Here is an 18,161-nt window from a genome sequence, read left to right on the forward strand (position 1 = left end):
TGCGACCCGATCCTAGCACCGGTCTCTCAGTTCTCGAAACGGTCGGCCACCAGCCGGTCGAGCGCCAAAACGCCCCACCCCGTCGCCCCCTTGGGCGCCAGCGCGGTTTCCTCCTGGACCATGGCGACGCCGGCGATGTCGAGATGGATCCAGGGCGTGCCCGCGGCAACGAAGCGCTGCAGGAACTGCGCCGCGGTGATCGAGCCCGCGGGCCGGCCGGCCGAGTTCTTGATGTCGGCCAGACGCGACTTGATCAGCTTGTCGTAGGATTCGCCCAGCGGCATCCTCCAGGCGCCCTCGCCCTCGGCGGCGGCCGCCTTCAGGAAATCGGCGCAGAACCCGTCATCGTTGGAATAGACGCCCGCATTGGCAGTGCCGAGCGCGACGATGATGGCCCCGGTGAGGGTGGCAAGATCGATCACGCCCGCGGGCTTGAACCGGTCCTGCGTGTACCAGAGCACATCGGCCAGCACGAGCCGGCCCTCGGCATCGGTGTTGATGACCTCGATCGTGTCGCCCTTCATCGAGCGCACGATGTCGCCCGGACGCTGGGCGCGGCCGTCGGGCATGTTCTCGACCAGCCCGACCACGCCGACGACATTGGCCTTCGCCTTGCGCAGCGCGAGTGTGCGCATCACGCCCGCGACCACCGCCGCACCGCCCATGTCCATGGTCATCTCTTCCATGCCCTGGGCGGGCTTGATCGAGATGCCGCCGGTGTCGAAGACCACGCCCTTGCCCACCAGCGCCAGCGGTGCCTGATCGGCCCCGCCGCCATTCCAGCGCATCACGACGACCTTCGAGGGGCTCTCGGACCCCTGCCCCACCGCCAGCAGCGCCCGCAGGCCCAGGGCCTTCAGTTCGTCCTCCTCGATGATCTCGACATCGAGCCCAAGCTCCTGCATCGCGGCCAGCCGCCCCGCGAAATCGTCGGTGGTCAGCACGTTGGCGGGCTCGTTCACCAGATCGCGGGTAAAGAAGACGCCCTCGGCCAGCGCCGCCATCGGCCCGGCTGCGGCCGCGGTCTCTTCGGGCTTGGCGACCATCACCTTGACCGCTCCCGGCACCACCGGCTCGGCGGTGCGGTGCGCATCGAAGCTGTAGGCGCGCAGCGCAAAGCCGAAGGCGATGTCGGCCGCGCGCGGATGGCTGCCCGCCAGCAACAGCACGTCGGCCTTGCCCTGCCGCTTGGCCAGCTCGGCCCCCGCCCGCCGGGCATCGGCCTGGCTGGCCTTGCGGTCCAGCCGCACCACATCGACCGCCTCGGCGGCAAGCCCGGCGGGCCAGGCCAGCGTCACGATCTCGGCCGGTTTCATCCCGGCGAAGGCCTCGCTGTCGGTGAACCGCGCCAGCGCGCCCTTGGTCAGGCGGTTGACCCGCCGCGCGCCGGGATCGAGCTTGCCCTCGGCATCGACAAGGACCGCGATCCGGCCCGCGGCACCCGCGACCGCCTCGAGATCGGTTTCGGCAAAGGCAATGGCGACGGGGGTGCTCATCTGCGGCTCCTGATCTGGTATACCTGTCGGCCCCTACCTAATCCGGCACCCCCCGCTTGACCAGATAGCAGTTTTCCCCCCAAGACGATTGGACTAGTCTGCCGCCCGATCATGGACCTGCCGGGGATATTTGTGCCCAGATTCGACCGATACTTACTGGCGCAGCTGACGGTCCTGTTCGGCTTTTTCGCGCTCGTGCTGGTCTCGGTCTACTGGGTCAACCGGGGCGTGTCGCTGTTCAACGAGATCATCGGGGACGGGCAGTCGGCCCTGGTGTTTCTGGAATTCGCGGCCCTCACCCTGCCGAACGTGATCCGGCTGGTGCTGCCGATCGCGGCCTTCGCGGCCACCGTCTATGTGGTCAACCGGCTGACCAACGAAAGCGAGATGGTGGTGATGCAGGCGCTTGGCTGCAGCCCCTGGCGTCTGGCGCGGCCGGTCGCGCTGTTCGGCTTGCTGGTGGCGGTCCCGATCTGCATCATGACCCATTTCCTGGTCCCCGCCAGCCGCGCCCAGCTCGACCTGCGCCAGGCCGAGATCTCGCGCGATTTCACCGCGCGGTTCCTGTCGGCGGGGCAGTTCCTGCACCCGGCCAGCGGCATTACCGTCTTCATCCGCGAAATCGCCCGGTCGGGCGAACTGAAACAGATCTATCTGTCGGACGCGACCGATCCTGCGACCCGGGTCACCTATACAGCGAACCGCGCGTTTCTGGTGCAAAGCGAGGATGGCCCCAAGCTGGTCATGGTCGACGGCATGGCCCAGTGGCTGCGCGAGGAAGACCGGCGGCTCTCGACCGCCACCTTCGACGATTTCGCCTATGACATCTCGGGCCTGATCGGCAGCGCCCGGATCCGCCGCCCGTCGCTGGACGAGATGTCGACCCGCGACCTGCTGTTTCCCAGCCCCGAACTGATCGAAGCCGCGGGCAAGCCGCGGGCGCTCTTTCTCTATGAGGGCCACGCCCGCACCGCCCAGGCCTTGCTGGCCGTGGCCGGTGCGCTGATCGGCTATGGGGCGCTCATGGCTGGCGGTTTCTCGCGCTTCGGGCTCGGCCGCCAGATCGGGCTGGCCATCGCCCTGCTGATCGCGGTCAACTTCCTCAGCAACTTGGCTGCGGGCGTGGCGCAAAGCGATGCGGCGCTCTGGCCCGTGACCTACGCCCCGCCGCTGATCGGGATCGCGCTGGGGCTGGGGCTGATCTGGCTGTCGGCGATGCGCCGCCGCCGTCCCCGTCCGGCCCGGGAGCGCGCCGCATGACCCTGCATTTCTACATCGCCCGCAAGTTCACGCTCTATCTGCTGGCCATACTGGGTATCTTCGGCGCCATCATGGTGCTGATCGACATGGTCGAGGAGCTGCGCGACTTCGACACCGGAACCCTGGGCATCGGCGGCGCGCTGCATCTGTCCCTTCTGAAGGTGCCGGGCGATCTTTACACGATCCTGCCGCTGATCGCGGTGATGGCGACGGTCGCGCTGTTTCTGGCGCTGGCACGCAGCTCGGAACTGGTCGTCGCGCGTGCCTCGGGGCGCTCGGCGCTGCGCAGCCTGACCGCGCCGGTCGTGGTGGCGCTTGTCTATGGCGTCATCGCGGTCGCGATCTTCAACCCGATCATCGCCGCCACCTCGCGCCAGTATGACTCGGTCTCTTCGCGCCACAAGGGGCGCGAGGCCAGCGTGCTGTCGGTCAGCTCGGAAGGGCTCTGGCTCCGGCAGGGCTCGCTTTCGGGCCAGACCGTGATCCGCGCCGCGCGCGCCGATGCCCAGGCCACCCGGTTCTACGACGTGACCTTCCTGTCGCTCGATGCCAAGGGCGCCCCGGTCTGGCGGATCGAGGCCGCCGAGGCCCGGCTGCGGCCCCAGGGCTGGGACATCCGCGACGCCAAGCGCTGGGGCTTCGGCCCCGAGATCGACAATCCCGAAGCCCGGGCGGCGGTCTCGCCGCAGCTGGTGCTGCCCTCCGACCTGACGCTCGAGAACATCCGCGACAGCTTTGCCCGCCCCGCCGCCGTCGCGATCTGGGATCTGCCCGCCTTCATCGCGGGGCTCGACCGGGCGGGCTTTTCCGCCCTGCCCCAGCGGGTCTGGTTCCAGATGGAACTGGCCATGCCGCTGGTGATGGCGGCCATGGTCCTGCTGGGCGCGGCCTTCACCATGCGCCATGTCCGCTTCGGCCGCACCGGCATGATGGCGATGCTGGCGCTGGGGCTTGGACTGGGGCTGTTCTTCCTGCGCAACTTCGCGCAGGTATTGGGAGAGAACGGCCAGATTCCCGTGGCGCTCGCGGCCTGGAGCCCGCCGCTGGCGGGGATCTTGCTGTCGCTCGGACTGCTGCTGCATCTGGAGGACGGCTGATGCGGGCCCTTCTTGCCTTCGCCCTGACCACCGCCCTGACGACGGGCGCAGCCACGCTGCCCGGCCGGCTTTTCGCCGAAGAGACCGCGCGCCCGGCCGCGACCCTGGTCGCCGACCGGATCTCGGTCGGCGATCTGCGCGAGCTGGTGGCCGAGGGCAATGTCGAGGTCTTCTATGGCAAGACCCGGCTCGAGGCCGCGCGGATCGTCTATGACCGCGACGGCGAGACCCTGGCCATCGAGGGGCCGATCACCCTGACCTCGGGGCCCGACACCGTCTTTCTGGCCGACAGCGCAGAGCTTTCGGCCGACATGACCGAAGGCATCCTGCGCTCGGCCCGGATGGTGCTGGACCAGCAGCTGCAGATCGCGGCGGCCGATATCCAGCGGGTGGCGGGGCGCTACAACCGGCTGGGCGAAACCGTCGCCTCGACCTGCAAGGTCTGCGTGAACGGCGAGGTGCCGCTCTGGCAGATCCGGGCCAGCCGCATCATCCATGACGAACAGGAAGGCCAGATCTATTTCGACCATGCCCGGCTCGAGGTCGCGGGCGTGCCGGTCTTCTATCTGCCGCATCTGCGTGTGCCCGACCCCTCGCGCAAGCGCGCGACCGGCTTCCTGACCCCCTCGACCCGGATCACCGACCAGCTCGGTACCGGCATCAAGATCCCCTATTTCATCGAACTCGGCCCCTCGCAGGACCTGACGCTGACCCCCTATCTCTCGGGCAGCCAGACGCGCACCCTGGAACTGCGCTACCGCCGCGCCTTCACCCGGGGCGAGATCGAGCTGAACGGCGCCATCTCGCGCGACGACATCCTCGAGGGCGAGACCCGGCATTACCTCTTTGCCGAAGGCCGTTTCGATCTGCCCCGGGACCTCAAGCTCGACTTCGACATCGAGACCGTCTCAGACCGCGCCTATCTGCTGGATTACGGCTATTCCGAACAGGACCGGCTGGAAAGCTCGGTCGAGATCAGCCGCGCCCGCCGCGACGAGCTGATCCGGGCCGAGATCGGCTATCTCGAATCCCTGCGCGATTCCGAAAGCAATGCCACGATCCCCTCGATCGTGGGCGAGGCCGAGTATGTGCGCCGGTTCGAACCCGCAATGCTGGGCGGCCTGGCCCGGCTCGAATTTTCGGCGGACATGCTGCACCGACGGTCGACCGAAGAGACCGACGGGCCGGATTTCGATGCCTATGGCGACGGCATGGATCTGGGCCGCGTGACCATCGGGGCCGACTGGCGCCGCGACTGGACGCTTCGGAACGGGATGGTTCTGGCCACGCTGGGCGCGGTCACGCTCGACCATTACGAAATCGGGGACGACGACACCTATGGCGGCAGCCAGAACCGGCTGACCCCCGGCGCGGCGGTCGAGCTGCGCTGGCCGATGGTCAAAAGCGCGGCCGATGGCAGCTCGCAGATCCTCGAACCCGTGGTCCAGCTGGCCTGGAGCCGCGACGACGACAGCGACATCCCGAACGAGGACGGCGTGCTGGTCGAATTCGACGAGGGCAACCTCTTCTCGATGTCGCGCTTTTCCGGCGATGACGCCCGCGAAACCGGGCTGCGCGCCAATTTCGGTCTGGGCTGGACCCGCTATGCCCCCAGCGGATGGGCGCTTGGCCTGACCGTCGGGCGGATCTGGCGCTTCGAGGATGACGACCAGTTCGCCAGCGGCTCGGGGCTCGAGGGCGACATGTCGGACTGGCTGACAGCGATCAAGCTCGATTTCGGCACGGCGGTCAGCCTGACCAACCGCGCCGTTTTCGACGACTCGTTCGACTTCACCAAGAACGATCTCAGGATCGACTGGGAAAAGGACGGGATCGACATCGGGTCGAGCCTGCTCTGGGTCGAGGCCAACCCGTCGGAAGAGCGGCTTGACGACCGGTCGGAATGGCTGGTCGACGCCGCCTACGACTTTCACCGCAACTGGACCGGCAAGGCCAACTGGCGCTACGATTTCGTCGCCGACGAGGCCGCCAAGGCCGGGCTGGGGCTCGAATACAGCAATGAGTGCGTGAGCGTGGATCTTTCCCTCTCGCGCCGCTTCACCTCGTCCACTAATGTGAACCCGTCCACCGATTTCGATCTGACGGTCTCTCTGGCCGGGTTCGGATCGCGGGGAAAGAGCGGCGGCGCACGGCGGTGCATGCGCTGATGAGGCAGACGAAGAACGGAGGACAGGCATGATCGGACGCGTTGGCCTTGCGGCTGCGGCCGTGGCAATTCTGGTGCTGAGCGGTGCCGATGGCAGCATGGCGCAGCAGGGAGGCCCCTTCGCCCCGCGGCTGTTCGTCAACGACAAGGCGATCACCAATTACGAGATGGATCAGCGGATCCAGTTCCTGCGGCTGCTCGGCAATCCGCCCGATATCGAGAAGGTCGCGCTGGATGGCCTGATCGACGACCGGCTGCGACTGGACGAGGCCGAACGGCTGGGGATCACGGTCAGCGACGAACAGCTGAAGGAAGGCATGGAAGAATTCGCCGCGCGCGGGGATCTCGATGTCGACCAGTTCGTGGTGTTGATCGGCCAGGCCGGCGTGTCCGAGGAGAGCTTCCGCGATTTCGTCAAGTCCGGGCTGGCCTGGCGCGAGGTCGTGCGCGCGAAATACGGGCCGCGGACCCAGGTCACCGATGCCGAGATCGACCGCGCGGTGCAATCGGCCGCCGGGGGCGGCCCGGCGGCGACAGCCGGAACCCAGGTGCTGCTGTCGGAAATCGTGCTGCGGGCCGACACGCCCGATTACCGGCGCGATGCACTGGCGCTGGCGCGCCAGCTGACCGGATCCATCGACAGCGCCGATGCCTTCGCCGCCGCGGCGCGCAAGTATTCGGTGTCGCGCTCGCGCGATCAGGGCGGGCGCATGGGCTGGATGCCGCTCTCGAAGCTGCCGCCCTCGGTCGCCGGTCAGGTGCTGGCGCTGGGGCCGGGCAAGGTGTCGGAACCGATCGAGATGGACAATGCCATCGTTCTTTTCCAGCTGCGCTCGATCCGCGAGGACCGGGCCGAGGGGCCGAAGACCGCCGCTGTCGATTATGCCAAGTTCATCATCCCCGGCGGCACGCTGGCCCAGGCGATGAAGGTGCGGATGCGGGCCGATACCTGCGACGATCTGTACGGCGTGGCGCGCGGCCTGCCGCCCGAGCGGCTGGTGCGCGAAACCCGCCAGGTGGCCGATCTGCCCCCGGACGTGGCGCAGGAACTGGCCAAGCTCGACGATAACGAGGTGTCCTATGCGCTGGGCAATGCCCGGGCCGCGGTGGTGCTGATGCTTTGCGGCCGCACGCCCGATCTGGGCGAGGACGGCGCGATCGACCGCGAGGCGGTGCGACGGCAGCTGTTCGGCCAGCGGCTGGCCGGCTATGCCGACAGCTATCTTGCCGAGCTGAAGGCCGACGCCATCATCCGCGAGCCATGACCGGCCTGCCCATCGCGCTGAGCTGCGGCGAGCCGGCCGGGATCGGCCCCGAGATCGCGGCCCGCGCCTGGCAGAGCCTTGGCGCGCGCCTGCCCTTCTTCTGGATCGGCGACCCCCGGCACCTGCCCGAGGGCACCCCCCATGCAGAGATCCACGCGCCCGCCGAGGCGATGCATGTGGCCGCGACCGCGCTGCCGGTGCTGCGCCTGCCCTTCCCGGCCCCGGCCGTTCCCGGCCGTCCGGACCCCGCCAATGCTGCGGGCGTGATCGAGGCCATCGCCCGCGGCGTCGCGCTGGTGCAGGAGGGGAAGGCCGCGGCGCTGTGTACCGCGCCGATCCACAAGAAGGCTTTGCAGGACGGGGCAGGTTTTCCGCATCCCGGCCATACCGAGTTTCTGGCCCATCTGGCCGGGGTCGATCGGGTGGTGATGATGCTGGCGGCCCCCGCCCTGAAGGTGGTGCCGGTGACGATCCATATTCCGCTGGCCGAGGTGCCGCAGGCGCTGACCGCCGAACTGCTGGAGAATAGCCTCAGGGTCACCGAGGCCGCGCTGATCCGGGATTTCGGGATCGACAGCCCGCGTCTGGCGGTCGCAGGCCTCAACCCCCATGCCGGCGAGGGCGGGGCAATGGGCGGCGAGGAACTTGCGCTGATCGGCCCGGTGCTGGACCGGCTTCGGGCCGAGGGGATGCGGATTGCGGGGCCGCTTTCGGCCGACACGATGTTTCACCCGCAGGCGCGGGCGCGCTATGACGTGGCGGTGGCGATGTATCACGATCAGGCGCTGATCCCGATCAAGACGCTGGATTTCGCGGGCGGCGTGAACGTGACGCTGGGCCTGCCCTTCATCCGCACCTCGCCCGATCACGGCACCGCCTTCGACATCGCGGGCAGCGGTCAGGCCGATCCGTCGAGCCTGATCGCCGCGCTGAAACTGGCGCGCGAGATGGCGCTGGCGCGCGCGGCGGGACGGCGCTAGGCCATGTGGCCCGCGCCGGGGGTGTGCCACCCCCGGACCCCCGGCGGGTATTTTCGCCAAGAAGAAGAAAGGGCGCTGGCATGAGCACGATCGACGGGTTGCCGCCGCTGCGCGAGGTGATCGCAGCGCATGGGCTGTCGGCGAAAAAGGCGCTGGGACAGAACTTTCTGCTGGATCTGAACCTGACGGCGAAGATCGCGCGGGTGGCGGGCGATCTTGCCGGGGCCGACGTGCTGGAGGTGGGTCCCGGCCCCGGCGGGCTGACCCGGGGGCTGTTGGCGGAAGGAGCGCGACGCGTGCTGGCGGTCGAGAAGGACACCCGCTGTCTGGCCGCGCTGGCCGAGATCGCGGCGGCCTATCCGGGGCGGCTCGAGGTGGTGAATGGCGATGCGCTGGCGCTCGATCCGCTGGCGCATCTGACGCCCCCGGTGAAGATCGTGGCAAACCTGCCCTATAATGTCGGCACCGAGCTTCTGGTGCGCTGGCTGACGCCCGCCACCTGGCCGCCGGTCTGGTCGAGCCTGACGCTGATGTTCCAGAAGGAGGTGGCCGAGCGGATCGTGGCCGAGCCGGGCAGCAAGGCCTATGGGCGGCTCGCGATCCTGGCGCAATGGCGCACGGATGTACGGATCGCCCTGAAGCTGCCGCCCGAGGCCTTCACGCCGCCGCCCAAGGTGGCCTCGGCCGTGGTGCATCTGACCGCCCTGCCCGCGCCCCGCTTCGAGGCGGATCCGGCGGTGCTGGAACGGGTGGTGGCGGCGGCCTTCGGGCAACGCCGGAAGATGCTGAGGGCCAGTCTCAAGGGGCTCGCGCCCGGGATCGAGGATCTGTTGCACTCCGTCGGGATCGCGCCCACCGACCGTGCCGAGCAACTGCCGCTGGAGGCGTTCTGTGCCCTGGCGCGGGCCGTGGCCGGCGCGCGCGGCTGACGCGGCCACCGGACCGCCGAGGAAGTACCGGACATGAAAACGGCGGCGCATGGCGCCGCCGGTCATTCGCAAGATCAGCCGAAGCTTGCGCCGATCACTCGGCCGCGGGGGCCTCGCGCTGCGGGTTGGCGGAGGATTGGCCGTCATTCGCAGCCGTGCCGCCGCGCCGTTTCCCGGTGCCGGATTTGGGGGCGTCGGGCTGGTCGTCGCCCTGACCCGAGTCGCCCTGACCCGAGTCGCCTTGAGCCGACTCGCCGCGCTCTGCGGCGCCTCCGGCTTCGTCACCCCGCGGCTTGACTGCGCGGGGTTTGCGCGGGCGGCGCGGCTTCGGGGCGGGCTTTTCCTCGGGGGTCTCGACCAAGGTGCTTTCCTGACCGTCGTCATCCCCGACGATGTCGATCACGTCGGTGCCGCTGTCCGACGCCACCTTCGGCGCGGGCGCGAACTCTTCGGGCTCGTCATTGCCCTGAGAGGCTTCCTGCATGTCGTCGCGGTCGCGCGGACGCGGTTGCTGGGCATCCTGCTGTTCCCGGCGGGCGTCCTGCTCGCGCTGGGCCTCGCCAAGCAGCCGCGCGTAATGCTCGGCATGCTGCTGAAAGTTCTCGGCAGCGACCCGGTCGTTCCCCAGATGGGCGTCCCGCGCCAACTGGTTATACTTGTCGATGATCTGCTGCGGCGTGCCGCGCACCTTCCCCTCGGGACCCGAACTGTCGAAGACCCGATTGACGATATTGCCGATCGAGCGCGACCGGTTCGACTTGGAGCGCGAACGTGACTTGGACGGTCTCATGCGTGTTCTTGTTTCCAGCCTAGTGGTGGTGTCTTGGGACAGGGCCGCGCGTCGAAATGCGCGGGTCCAAAACGAGCCCCTGTCGACCCTTTTTTGGCTTGTCTTGCGCGAGGGGCGCCTACCCGGCACCCGGCCAACGCTGCGTGCAGTAAACACGGGCCACAGACGCTGGCAAGAGGTAAATACACCAATTGCGGCCATTTGGCGAGGGCCACGCGCGGCACGCAACGTTTTGACGTTACGTCCCCGGCGCCGCGACGCGTGCCTCGACAACCCGGTCTCTATCATCGAGATCGGGCCGGATCGCGACGGTTTCAAGGCCGGCCCCGGCAAAGATCGCGGAAACCGCGCGGGCCTGGGTCGGGCCGATCTCGACCAGAAGCCGTCCGCCCGGGGTCAGACGGGCGGGGGCTGCGCGGGCGATGGCGCGGTAGGCCGACAGCCCGTCGCCGCCATCGGTCAGGGCGCCGCGCGGCTCGAAGGCCAGATCGGGGGCAAGGCCCGGCATCTCGGCCTCGGCGATATAGGGCGGATTCGAGACGACAAGATCGAACCGCCCCTCGACCGCCGCGTCCCAATCCGACAGCACGAAGCGCGCGCCGTCGCATCCCAGCCGGTCCGCGTTCTCGCGCGCCACGGCCAGCGCCGGGGCCGAGATGTCGGTGCCGGTCCCGGCTGTGCCGGGCCGGTCCAGCAGCAGTGTCAGAAGGATGCAGCCCGACCCGGTGCCAAGGTCCAACACATTGGAAAACGGGGCGGAAAGGGCGGCCTCGATCAGCGTCTCGGTTTCCGGCCGGGGGTCCAGCACATCGCGGCTGACGCGGAAATCGCGCCCCCAGAAGCCGCGCAGGCCGACGATATGCGACACCGGCTCGCGGGCGGCGCGGCGGTCGAGCGCGGCGGCAAGACGGGCCTCCGCCGCCGGCGACACGGGCTCGGGCAGAACCAGAGTCAGCCGCCCGGGCGCGATTTCCAGCGCATGGGCCAGAAGGCGCCGGGCGTCGCGCTGCGGATCGGGGATACCGGCCGCGCGCAGCCGCGCCACGGCGCCCGCCAACAGGACCGACCCGGTGGGCGCGGTCATCCCTCCATCTCGGCCAGCATCGTGGCCTGGTCGTCGGCGATCAGCGCGTCGATCACTTCGTCGAGATCGCCCGCCAGGACCTGGTCCAGCCGGTAGAGCGTGAGGTTGATCCGGTGGTCGGTCATCCGGCCCTGCGGAAAGTTGTAGGTGCGGATCCGTTCCGACCGGTCGCCCGAGCCGACCTGCGCCTTGCGGGCCGCGGCGCGTTCGTCTGCGGCTTTCTGACGCTCCAGGTCGAACAGCCGCGCGCGCAGCACCGCCATGGCGATGGCCCGGTTCTGGTGCTGCGATTTCTCCGACGAGGTAACGACCAGCCCGGTCGGCAGGTGGGTGATGCGCACGGCCGAGTCGGTGGTGTTGACGTGCTGGCCGCCCGCCCCCGAGGCGCGCATCGTGTCGATCCGGATGTCACCCGCCGGAATGTCGATATCGACCTCCTGCGCCTCGGGCAGCACGGCGACCGTCGCAGCCGAGGTATGGATGCGGCCACCAGATTCGGTCGCGGGAACCCGCTGGACCCGGTGCACGCCGGATTCGTATTTGAGGCGCGCGAACACGCCCTCGCCCTGCACGGTGGCGGTCACTTCCTTGATCCCGCCCAGTTCGGTCTGGCTTTCCTCAAGGATCTCGAAACGCCAGCCCTTGGTCTCGGCATAGCGCTGATACATCCGCAGCAGGTCGCCCGCGAAAAGCGCGGCCTCCTCGCCCCCCGTTCCGGGCCGGATCTCGACGATGGCGGGGCGGGCATCGGCCGCGTCCTTGGGCAGAAGCGCGATCCTCAGTGCCTGTTCCATCTCGGGCAGGCGGGCGCGCAGGTCGGGCAGCTCTTCCTCGGCCAGCGCACGCATCTCGGGGTCTTTCAGCATCGCCTCGGCGGTGTCGATATCCGACAGCAGCCCGCGATAGGCCTCGATCTCGGCCACCACGGGTTTCAGCTCGGCATATTCGCGGCCGACCTGGGCGAAATCGCCGGATGCACCTTCGGCCAGCCGGGCTTCGAGATAGCCGAACCGGCGCGAGATCTGTTCGAGTTTGTCTAGCGGGACCATGGCGCTCTGTCGCGCGAAAGCCGGGGGACGGTCAAGAGGCAGGCGGGGCCAGCCGGGCCTCCAGCGCGGCCTGCCAGTCGGCCAGCCGCTTCGCGTTCACGCCAAGGTCGGAATGGCCGTAGCGCGAACGGGAAAACGCGGCCCAGGTCGCCCCGCCCTCGACCGGCAGGATGCGGACCGAGATGTAATCGGGAAAGCCCCAGAGCGCCGAGCGCTGGACATAGGTCATGAAGAAAGCGCCGGGCGCGCCCGCAAGGCGGGACGTGCGCGGCTGGGCCAGCGCCACGGCGTCGAAAGCTTCGGCCAGCGCCTCGGGCGTGACCGGATAGACCGGGGCGGCGCGGTCCCCGCCTTCGGGACGGACGAGCGCCGCATTGGGCGTCGCGGGTTTCGCGGCGGTCAGCGGGTCGACATGCCAGGTCTCGGGATCGTCGGGGACGGTGCGGAACCAGACCGCGCCGCCCGCCGCGGCAAGCCCCAGAACCAGCAGGACAAGGGGAAGGATCTTCATGCGCCGTCCTCGGCATCGGGGCGCCGGGTCCAGCCCCAGAGGCAGATCAGTTCGACCGCCACATGCGCCCCGGCAATGGCGGTGACGCCGGTCGGATCGTAGGGCGGCGAGACCTCGACCACATCGCCCCCCACCATGTCGATCCCGCGCAGCCCCCGCAGGATCGACGCCGCCTGCGCGCTGCTCAGCCCGCCCCAGACGGGTGTGCCGGTGCCCGGCGCGAAGGCCGGATCGAGCGCGTCGATGTCGAAGCTGAGATAGGCCGGGGCCTCGCCCACGATCTCGCGCACCCGGGCGGCGGTGGCGGCGGGTCCGTGTTCATGCACGAAGGGCGCGTCCAGCACGGTGATCCCCATCGTATCGGGGTTGTCGGTGCGGATGCCGATCTGGACCGACCGCGCCGGGTCGATCAGCCCCGCCTTGACCGCCTTGCCGAACATCGTGCCGTGGTCGATCCGGGCCATGTCGTCATCGGCCCAAGTGTCGGTATGGGCGTCGAACTGCACCAGCGCCAGCGGCCCGTGCTTGGCCGCATGGGCGCGCAGCAGGGCCAGCGACACCGAATGATCGCCGCCCAGCGCGATGCAGGCCGCGCCCGCCTTCAGGATGCCCGCGACATGGGCCTCGGCCCGGGCCGGAAACTCGGCCACGCTGGCATAGTCGAAGGCCATGTCGCCGTAATCGACGATGTCGAAGGCGTCGAACGGGTTGTAGCCCCAGCCATAGGGAACGTCGAAGGCCTGCAGCGTGCTGGCCTCGCGGATCGCGCGCGGCCCGAAGCGGGTGCCGGGCCGGTTCGTGACCGCCTGATCGAAGGGAATGCCGGTGATGGCCAGATCGACGCCCGCAAGATCCTTGGTCAGGCTGCGGCGCAGGAACGATGTCACCCCCGCAAAGGCGTTCTCGTAGGCAAGCCCCCGGTGCCCCTTGCGGGTGATCGCCCCGTCCACCTCGGATTTCGCGTCTTCCAGTGCCATCGCATGCCCCCTCCTGCACCCCGCGCAGGATAGCGCGCGGGTTCCCTTTCGCCAGCCCCGGCTTTACACCCCGGCCTGTCTTTGTCCAACTCCTGCCGATGCCAGATTGCGAGGCCCAGATGACCGAGGATTCCGACCGCCTGATCCGTGACCCCAAGGGCGGCCTGCCGCGCCTTCTGGAAATCATGCGGCGCCTGCGCGACCCGAGGACCGGCTGCCCCTGGGATATCGAACAGGATTTCCGCTCGATCGCGCCCTATACGATCGAAGAGGCCTATGAGGTCGCCGACGCCATCGAGCGCGAGGCCTGGGACGAGCTGGAGGGCGAACTGGGCGATCTGCTGCTGCAATCGGTCTATCACGCGCAGATGGGGGCCGAGGCGGGGCTGTTCGACTTTCACTCGGTCGCCGACCGGGTCTCGGACAAGATGGTGGCGCGGCACCCGCATGTCTTCGGCAGCGAGGATCGCGACAAGTCGGCCGAACAGCAGACCCGCGACTGGGAGACGATCAAGGCGGCCGAGCGCGCCGGCAAAGAGGCCAGGGGCGTGCTTGACGATGTGGCGCTGGCGCTGCCCGCGCTGACCCGGGCGGTCAAGCTGCAAAAGCGCGCGGCGCGGGTCGGCTTCGACTGGCCCGAGACGGCGCAGGTTCTCGACAAGATCGTCGAGGAGGCGCAGGAACTGGCCGAGGCCCGCGACCGGCTGACCGAGGCCGAGGTGTTCGAGGAATTCGGCGATCTTCTGTTCGTGGTGGCCAATCTCGCCCGCCACCTGAAGATCGAGCCCGAAGAGGCGCTGCGCGCCGCCAATGCGAAATTCACCCGCCGGTTCAACGGGATCGAGGCCCGGCTCGCGGCCATGGGCAAACGCCCCGAGGACTCGGACCTGGCCGAGATGGACGCGCTTTGGGATGCGGTGAAGGCCGAGGAAAAGGCCAGGGCCGGGCGCTGACGCCCGAGACCCGTTCACGCCGGATCAAGCGGATGTGAGCGGGCGCCCCCTGCGGCACCTTGACCCGACAAAAATTGTCGGATTTAACCCTGACCGGAACGCACCAGACCGGACAGGAGACCCCATGACCTTGCGCATTGCCCTTGCGGCCACCGCCGCGGCGGCCACGCTGGCCCCGACTGCCCAGGCCGATGTGAACATCTATTCCTATCGCCAGCCCGAGCTGATCCAGCCGATCCTCGACGCCTTCACCGAGGATACCGGCATCGCCACCAATATCGCTTTTCTCAACAAGGGCATGGTCGAGCGGCTTCAGGCCGAGGGCTCGCGCAGCCCGGCCGATATCATCCTGACGGTCGATGTCGCGCGGCTGGCCGAGGCGGTCGATGCGGGCGTGACCCAGGCCGTCGACAGCGACACCCTGGTCGAGAAGATCCCGGCCGCCTTCCGCGACGCCGACAATCACTGGTTCGGGGTCACCACCCGCGCCCGGATCGTCTATGCCGCCAAGGACCGGGTCGATCCCTCGGAAATCACCACCTACGAGGATCTGGCCGACCCGAAATGGAAGGGCCGGATCTGCACCCGCTCGGGCACCCATGCCTATACGCTGGCGCTGGTGGCAGCGATGATCCACCACCATGGCGAAGAGGCCGCGAAGACCTGGCTTGAAGGCGTCAAGGCCAACCTCGCGCGCAAACCCCAGGGCAACGACCGGGCGCAGGTCAAGGCGATCTGGGCCGGCGAATGCGACATCTCGCTGGGCAACACCTATTACATGGGCCAGATGCTGAACGACCCCGAGCAGGAGGCCTGGGCACAATCGGTCAATGTGCTGTTCCCGGTCTTCGAGCACGGCGGCACCCATGTGAACATCTCGGGCATCGCCATGACCAAGGCCGCGCCGAACCGCGAGGACGCGCTGAGATTCATGGAATACCTCACCTCGGACCATGCCCAGGAGATCTATGCCGAGGTCAATTACGAATACCCGGTCGTGCCCGGCACCGGCCCCTCGGATCTGGTGAAAAGCTGGGGCAGCTTCACCGCCGATGACGTGAACCTCATCGCCCTGTCGCGCGACCGTGCGGCGGCGCTGCGGCTGGTCGAGGAAGTCGATTTCGACGGCTGAGCCGATTTCGGGCAGGGCCTCCACCGGACAGGGCCACTGACCCGAAAGGCGGGCGCGCTGGACATCCCGGCGCGCCCGCGCCACGTTGCGGGGCCAGCTTCCCCGGAGACCCCGCATGCCCCGCAAGATCATCATCGACACCGATCCCGGCCAGGACGACGCCGTCGCCATCCTGCTGGCGCTGGCCAGCCCCGACGAGATCGAGGTTCTGGGCATCACCGCCGTCGCCGGAAACGTGCCGCTGGCCCTGACCCAGAAGAATGCCCGCATGGTCTGCGAACTGGCCGGACGGCCCGATATCCGGGTCTTCGCGGGCTGCGACCGGCCGTTGGCGGGCGCGCTTGTCACCGCCGAGCATGTCCATGGCAAGACCGGGCTCGACGGCCCCGCCCTGCCCGACCCGACCATGCCGCTGCAGGATGCCCATGCCGTCGCTTTCCTGATCGAGACGCTGCGCGCCGCCCCCGAGGGCGAGGTCACGCTTTGCCCGCTGGGGCCCTTGACCAACATCGCGACGGCCCTGCGCGAGGCCCCCGAGATCGCGCCGAAGATCCGCGAGATCGTGCTGATGGGCGGCGCCTATTTCGAGGTCGGCAACATCACCCCCACGGCCGAGTTCAACATCTTCGTCGACCCCGAGGCCGCGTCCATCGTCTTTGCCTCGGGCGTGCCGCTGACCGTCATGCCGCTGGACGTGACCCACAAGGCGCTGGTCACGAAGCCGCGCAACGACGCGTTCCGGGCGCTTGGAACTGCTGCGGGCGAGGCCGTCGCCGCGATGACCGACTTCTTCGAGCGCTACGACCGCGAGAAATACGGATCCGAGGGCGCCCCCCTGCACGATCCGTGCGTCACCGCCTATTTGATCCGGCCCGGCCTGTTCCGCGGCCGCCATGTCAATGTCGAGATCGAGACCGAGGGTCGCTTCACCCGAGGCATGACCGTCGCCGACTGGTGGGGCGTCTCGGGCCGCACCCCCAATGCGACTTTCATGGGCGATATCGACGCAGACGGTTTTTTCGGCCTGCTGACGGAAAGACTTGCCCGACTTAAATGAAGGAATTTCAGAATAACAAGAACATGGCCGGTGAAACGCCCCGAATTCAACTTAAAATCGAAATTGATCCCGCCGAGGTTGCAAACCCTCTCCAAAACCTGAATCTCACGCAACACAAAAGCTAACTGTTTGAAAAGGAGATCATTCGAGCGTCTTGCCCCGGGGGGTGGGGGCGAATCCACCGAAATCCGCTGCTCCGATGCCGCAATAGAGTCCCCGAGATACACGCGTGCACCGTCCGAACGGACAGGTCCAGGATGTCTTCCAGAACAGGCCCGCAGCCTCGCATCCGTGACGCCATGGCGACCTCGCTCGCCTCGGAAAGCCGCGTAGGTACATGAATATGATCGAAAAAGCAGTAAACGCCCGGCGCGACACGTACATCCGACCCGCACCGGCCTTTTCACATCGCACCAAACAAAAATCATGCCGACAAAAAAAGGTACTTTGTCAGTCAATAATGTGTTAACGGTTACGCCGACGGGCGCGTTTCATCGCATTAATGGGGTTGGCCTGTCGGTTCATGAACGGGGGAAAGTTATGAAAACACTTCTTGCGACGACTGCAATTGGCGCAATGATGACCGTCGGCGCGCAGGCCGCGACGATGAGCGGCTCGACCGGCGGCACGTTCACTGCCGTGGTGGATGGGTACAACGTCGATGGGTCCGGCCCGACCGCTGTCTGGCCGCTTGACAACGACTGGAGCGAGTGCAGTTTGTTCTTTGGCTGCTCGACGCAAACGACCGGCAAAAGCACTCTGACGATCGAAGACTATGGCTTCAACTCGAACGTGACGACGCCGGGCGCGGTCACCGTCGGGCAAATCTCCTGGCACAATGCGGCATCTCAAGCCCAAGGGGACGGCTCTTTGTGGGGGGGGAATCAATACCCCGGCACTGATCCGAAATTCACGCTCAACGCCGACATGAGCATCGACTACGCCCAGCCGACCGATCTGCCGGCGACCAGCCAATCTCTGTCTTTCTCGGTCAGGAACACGGACAACCCGACGGGCGACAAGATTTCCAGCCTGATCTTCAATAACCTGAACTATGGCTCCGTCCTGCCGCTCGATCTGGGCGAAGGCCTGACCGTCACGGGCTATTCGTTCGAACTGGTCGATGGCACCTACAGCACGTTCAATGCGGCGACAGGCAAATGGACGCTGCAAGAGGACCGTTCGGCCACCTTGCGCATCGTCGCCAACGTCGATGTCGCGCCGGTGCCGCTGCCGGCGGCGGGGCTGATGCTGCTGGGCGGGCTCGGCGGTCTGGCCGCGGTCGGCCGTCGCAAGAAGCAGTCCTGAGACCGCGCGCAACCGCGGCCCTCACGGCACCTGACAGATCGGAAGGCCCCCGGCACCACCCCGGGGGCCTTGCCTGTTCCAGGGGACATGACCCTCTGGCCCCGCT

General features: G+C 68.0%; 16 protein-coding genes. 10 read left to right on the forward strand and 6 right to left on the reverse strand.

Annotation, left to right across the window (positions count from 1 at the left end):
• Positions 1-26 precede the first annotated feature (26 nt).
• The gene (locus EV657_RS13170; protein ID WP_134078228.1) at positions 27-1,496 is read right to left on the reverse strand and encodes a leucyl aminopeptidase; all 1,470 of its coding nucleotides are present in this window, start codon (positions 1,494-1,496) and stop codon (positions 27-29) included.
• 132 nt (positions 1,497-1,628) lie between these two features.
• On the opposite strand from EV657_RS13170, the gene lptF reads away from it, so the two are divergent.
• The 6 genes from lptF (at position 1,629) to rsmA (ending at position 9,194) form a co-directional block, all read left to right on the forward strand.
• The gene (lptF, locus tag EV657_RS13175; RefSeq protein ID WP_134078230.1) at positions 1,629-2,756 is read left to right on the forward strand and encodes an LPS export ABC transporter permease LptF; all 1,128 of its coding nucleotides are present in this window, start codon (positions 1,629-1,631) and stop codon (positions 2,754-2,756) included.
• Entirely contained in the window at positions 2,753-3,853 is a 1,101-nt protein-coding gene (gene lptG / locus EV657_RS13180) for an LPS export ABC transporter permease LptG (protein ID WP_134078231.1), read from the forward strand. The genes lptF and lptG overlap by 4 nt, the downstream gene beginning before the upstream one ends.
• Positions 3,853-6,021 carry an LPS-assembly protein LptD gene (locus tag EV657_RS13185; RefSeq protein ID WP_134078233.1) on the forward strand — a complete coding sequence of 723 codons (2,169 nt, stop codon included), beginning with the start codon at positions 3,853-3,855 and terminating at the stop codon, positions 6,019-6,021. The genes lptG and EV657_RS13185 overlap by 1 nt, the downstream gene beginning before the upstream one ends.
• 28 nt (positions 6,022-6,049) lie before the next feature.
• Positions 6,050-7,285: a peptidylprolyl isomerase gene (locus EV657_RS13190; protein WP_113669345.1), complete on the forward strand. Its 1,236-nt coding sequence runs from the start codon at positions 6,050-6,052 to the stop codon at positions 7,283-7,285.
• Positions 7,282-8,265, forward strand: a complete 984-nt coding sequence (gene pdxA, locus EV657_RS13195) for a 4-hydroxythreonine-4-phosphate dehydrogenase PdxA (protein WP_134078234.1) — start codon at positions 7,282-7,284, stop codon at positions 8,263-8,265. Before EV657_RS13190 ends, pdxA begins: the two co-directional genes overlap by 4 nt.
• 80 nt (positions 8,266-8,345) lie before the next feature.
• Entirely contained in the window at positions 8,346-9,194 is an 849-nt protein-coding gene (gene rsmA / locus EV657_RS13200; RefSeq protein ID WP_075785364.1) for a 16S rRNA (adenine(1518)-N(6)/adenine(1519)-N(6))-dimethyltransferase RsmA, read from the forward strand.
• A gap of 94 nt (positions 9,195-9,288) precedes the next feature.
• On the opposite strand, the gene EV657_RS13205 is transcribed toward rsmA, so the two are convergent.
• The 5 genes from EV657_RS13205 to speB all read right to left on the reverse strand — a co-directional run bounded on the left by EV657_RS13205 (position 9,289) and on the right by speB (position 13,605).
• Positions 9,289-9,984: a DUF4167 domain-containing protein gene (locus EV657_RS13205; RefSeq protein WP_134078236.1), complete on the reverse strand. Its 696-nt coding sequence runs from the start codon at positions 9,982-9,984 to the stop codon at positions 9,289-9,291.
• A 238-nt stretch (positions 9,985-10,222) separates the two neighbouring features.
• Positions 10,223-11,068: a peptide chain release factor N(5)-glutamine methyltransferase gene (gene prmC / locus EV657_RS13210; RefSeq protein WP_134078237.1), complete on the reverse strand. Its 846-nt coding sequence runs from the start codon at positions 11,066-11,068 to the stop codon at positions 10,223-10,225.
• Positions 11,065-12,117, reverse strand: a complete 1,053-nt coding sequence (prfA, locus tag EV657_RS13215; protein ID WP_134078239.1) for a peptide chain release factor 1 — start codon at positions 12,115-12,117, stop codon at positions 11,065-11,067. The genes prmC and prfA overlap by 4 nt, the downstream gene beginning before the upstream one ends.
• A gap of 31 nt (positions 12,118-12,148) precedes the next feature.
• The gene (locus EV657_RS13220) at positions 12,149-12,628 is read right to left on the reverse strand and encodes a DUF1499 domain-containing protein (RefSeq protein WP_075785360.1); all 480 of its coding nucleotides are present in this window, start codon (positions 12,626-12,628) and stop codon (positions 12,149-12,151) included.
• Positions 12,625-13,605 (reverse strand): agmatinase, encoded by a 981-nt coding sequence (speB, locus tag EV657_RS13225; RefSeq protein WP_134078241.1) that lies wholly within the window; start codon positions 13,603-13,605, stop codon positions 12,625-12,627. Before speB ends, EV657_RS13220 begins: the two co-directional genes overlap by 4 nt.
• A gap of 119 nt (positions 13,606-13,724) precedes the next feature.
• Between speB and mazG the strand changes: the two genes are divergently transcribed.
• The 4 genes from mazG to EV657_RS22230 all read left to right on the forward strand — a co-directional run bounded on the left by mazG (position 13,725) and on the right by EV657_RS22230 (position 18,055).
• Positions 13,725-14,558 carry a nucleoside triphosphate pyrophosphohydrolase gene (mazG, locus tag EV657_RS13230; RefSeq protein ID WP_134078242.1) on the forward strand — a complete coding sequence of 278 codons (834 nt, stop codon included), beginning with the start codon at positions 13,725-13,727 and terminating at the stop codon, positions 14,556-14,558.
• Between the two features lie 124 nt (positions 14,559-14,682).
• A complete protein-coding gene (locus EV657_RS13235; RefSeq protein ID WP_134078244.1) occupies positions 14,683-15,690 on the forward strand; it encodes a Fe(3+) ABC transporter substrate-binding protein in 1,008 nt (335 codons plus the stop codon).
• A 115-nt stretch (positions 15,691-15,805) separates the two neighbouring features.
• Positions 15,806-16,747 (forward strand): nucleoside hydrolase, encoded by a 942-nt coding sequence (locus tag EV657_RS13240; RefSeq protein ID WP_134078246.1) that lies wholly within the window; start codon positions 15,806-15,808, stop codon positions 16,745-16,747.
• Between the two features lie 540 nt (positions 16,748-17,287).
• Positions 17,288-18,055, forward strand: a complete 768-nt coding sequence (locus EV657_RS22230) for a VPLPA-CTERM sorting domain-containing protein (RefSeq protein ID WP_243837599.1) — start codon at positions 17,288-17,290, stop codon at positions 18,053-18,055.
• Positions 18,056-18,161 lie beyond the last annotated feature (106 nt).

The sequence above is a fragment of the Rhodovulum visakhapatnamense genome (assembly GCF_004365965.1).
GTDB classification, from domain to species: Bacteria; Pseudomonadota; Alphaproteobacteria; order Rhodobacterales; family Rhodobacteraceae; genus Rhodovulum; species Rhodovulum visakhapatnamense.

Excerpts from the sequence above, each read along its gene's own strand:
- EV657_RS13205 (WP_134078236.1), bottom strand. The coding sequence starts at position 9,984 with ATGAGACCGTCCAAGTCACGTTCGCGCTCCAAGTCGAACCGGTCGCGC.
- rsmA (WP_075785364.1), top strand. The coding sequence starts at position 8,346 with ATGAGCACGATCGACGGGTTGCCGCCGCTGCGCGAGGTGATCGCAGCG.
- pdxA (WP_134078234.1), top strand. The coding sequence starts at position 7,282 with ATGACCGGCCTGCCCATCGCGCTGAGCTGCGGCGAGCCGGCCGGGATC.
- speB (WP_134078241.1), bottom strand. The coding sequence starts at position 13,605 with ATGGCACTGGAAGACGCGAAATCCGAGGTGGACGGGGCGATCACCCGC.
- prfA (WP_134078239.1), bottom strand. The coding sequence starts at position 12,117 with ATGGTCCCGCTAGACAAACTCGAACAGATCTCGCGCCGGTTCGGCTAT.
- EV657_RS13220 (WP_075785360.1), bottom strand. The coding sequence starts at position 12,628 with ATGAAGATCCTTCCCCTTGTCCTGCTGGTTCTGGGGCTTGCCGCGGCG.
- EV657_RS13240 (WP_134078246.1), top strand. The coding sequence starts at position 15,806 with ATGCCCCGCAAGATCATCATCGACACCGATCCCGGCCAGGACGACGCC.
- mazG (WP_134078242.1), top strand. The coding sequence starts at position 13,725 with ATGACCGAGGATTCCGACCGCCTGATCCGTGACCCCAAGGGCGGCCTG.
- EV657_RS13185 (WP_134078233.1), top strand. The coding sequence starts at position 3,853 with ATGCGGGCCCTTCTTGCCTTCGCCCTGACCACCGCCCTGACGACGGGC.
- EV657_RS22230 (WP_243837599.1), top strand. The coding sequence starts at position 17,288 with ATGAAAACACTTCTTGCGACGACTGCAATTGGCGCAATGATGACCGTC.
- prmC (WP_134078237.1), bottom strand. The coding sequence starts at position 11,068 with ATGACCGCGCCCACCGGGTCGGTCCTGTTGGCGGGCGCCGTGGCGCGG.
- lptG (WP_134078231.1), top strand. The coding sequence starts at position 2,753 with ATGACCCTGCATTTCTACATCGCCCGCAAGTTCACGCTCTATCTGCTG.
- EV657_RS13190 (WP_113669345.1), top strand. The coding sequence starts at position 6,050 with ATGATCGGACGCGTTGGCCTTGCGGCTGCGGCCGTGGCAATTCTGGTG.
- EV657_RS13170 (WP_134078228.1), bottom strand. The coding sequence starts at position 1,496 with ATGAGCACCCCCGTCGCCATTGCCTTTGCCGAAACCGATCTCGAGGCG.
- EV657_RS13235 (WP_134078244.1), top strand. The coding sequence starts at position 14,683 with ATGACCTTGCGCATTGCCCTTGCGGCCACCGCCGCGGCGGCCACGCTG.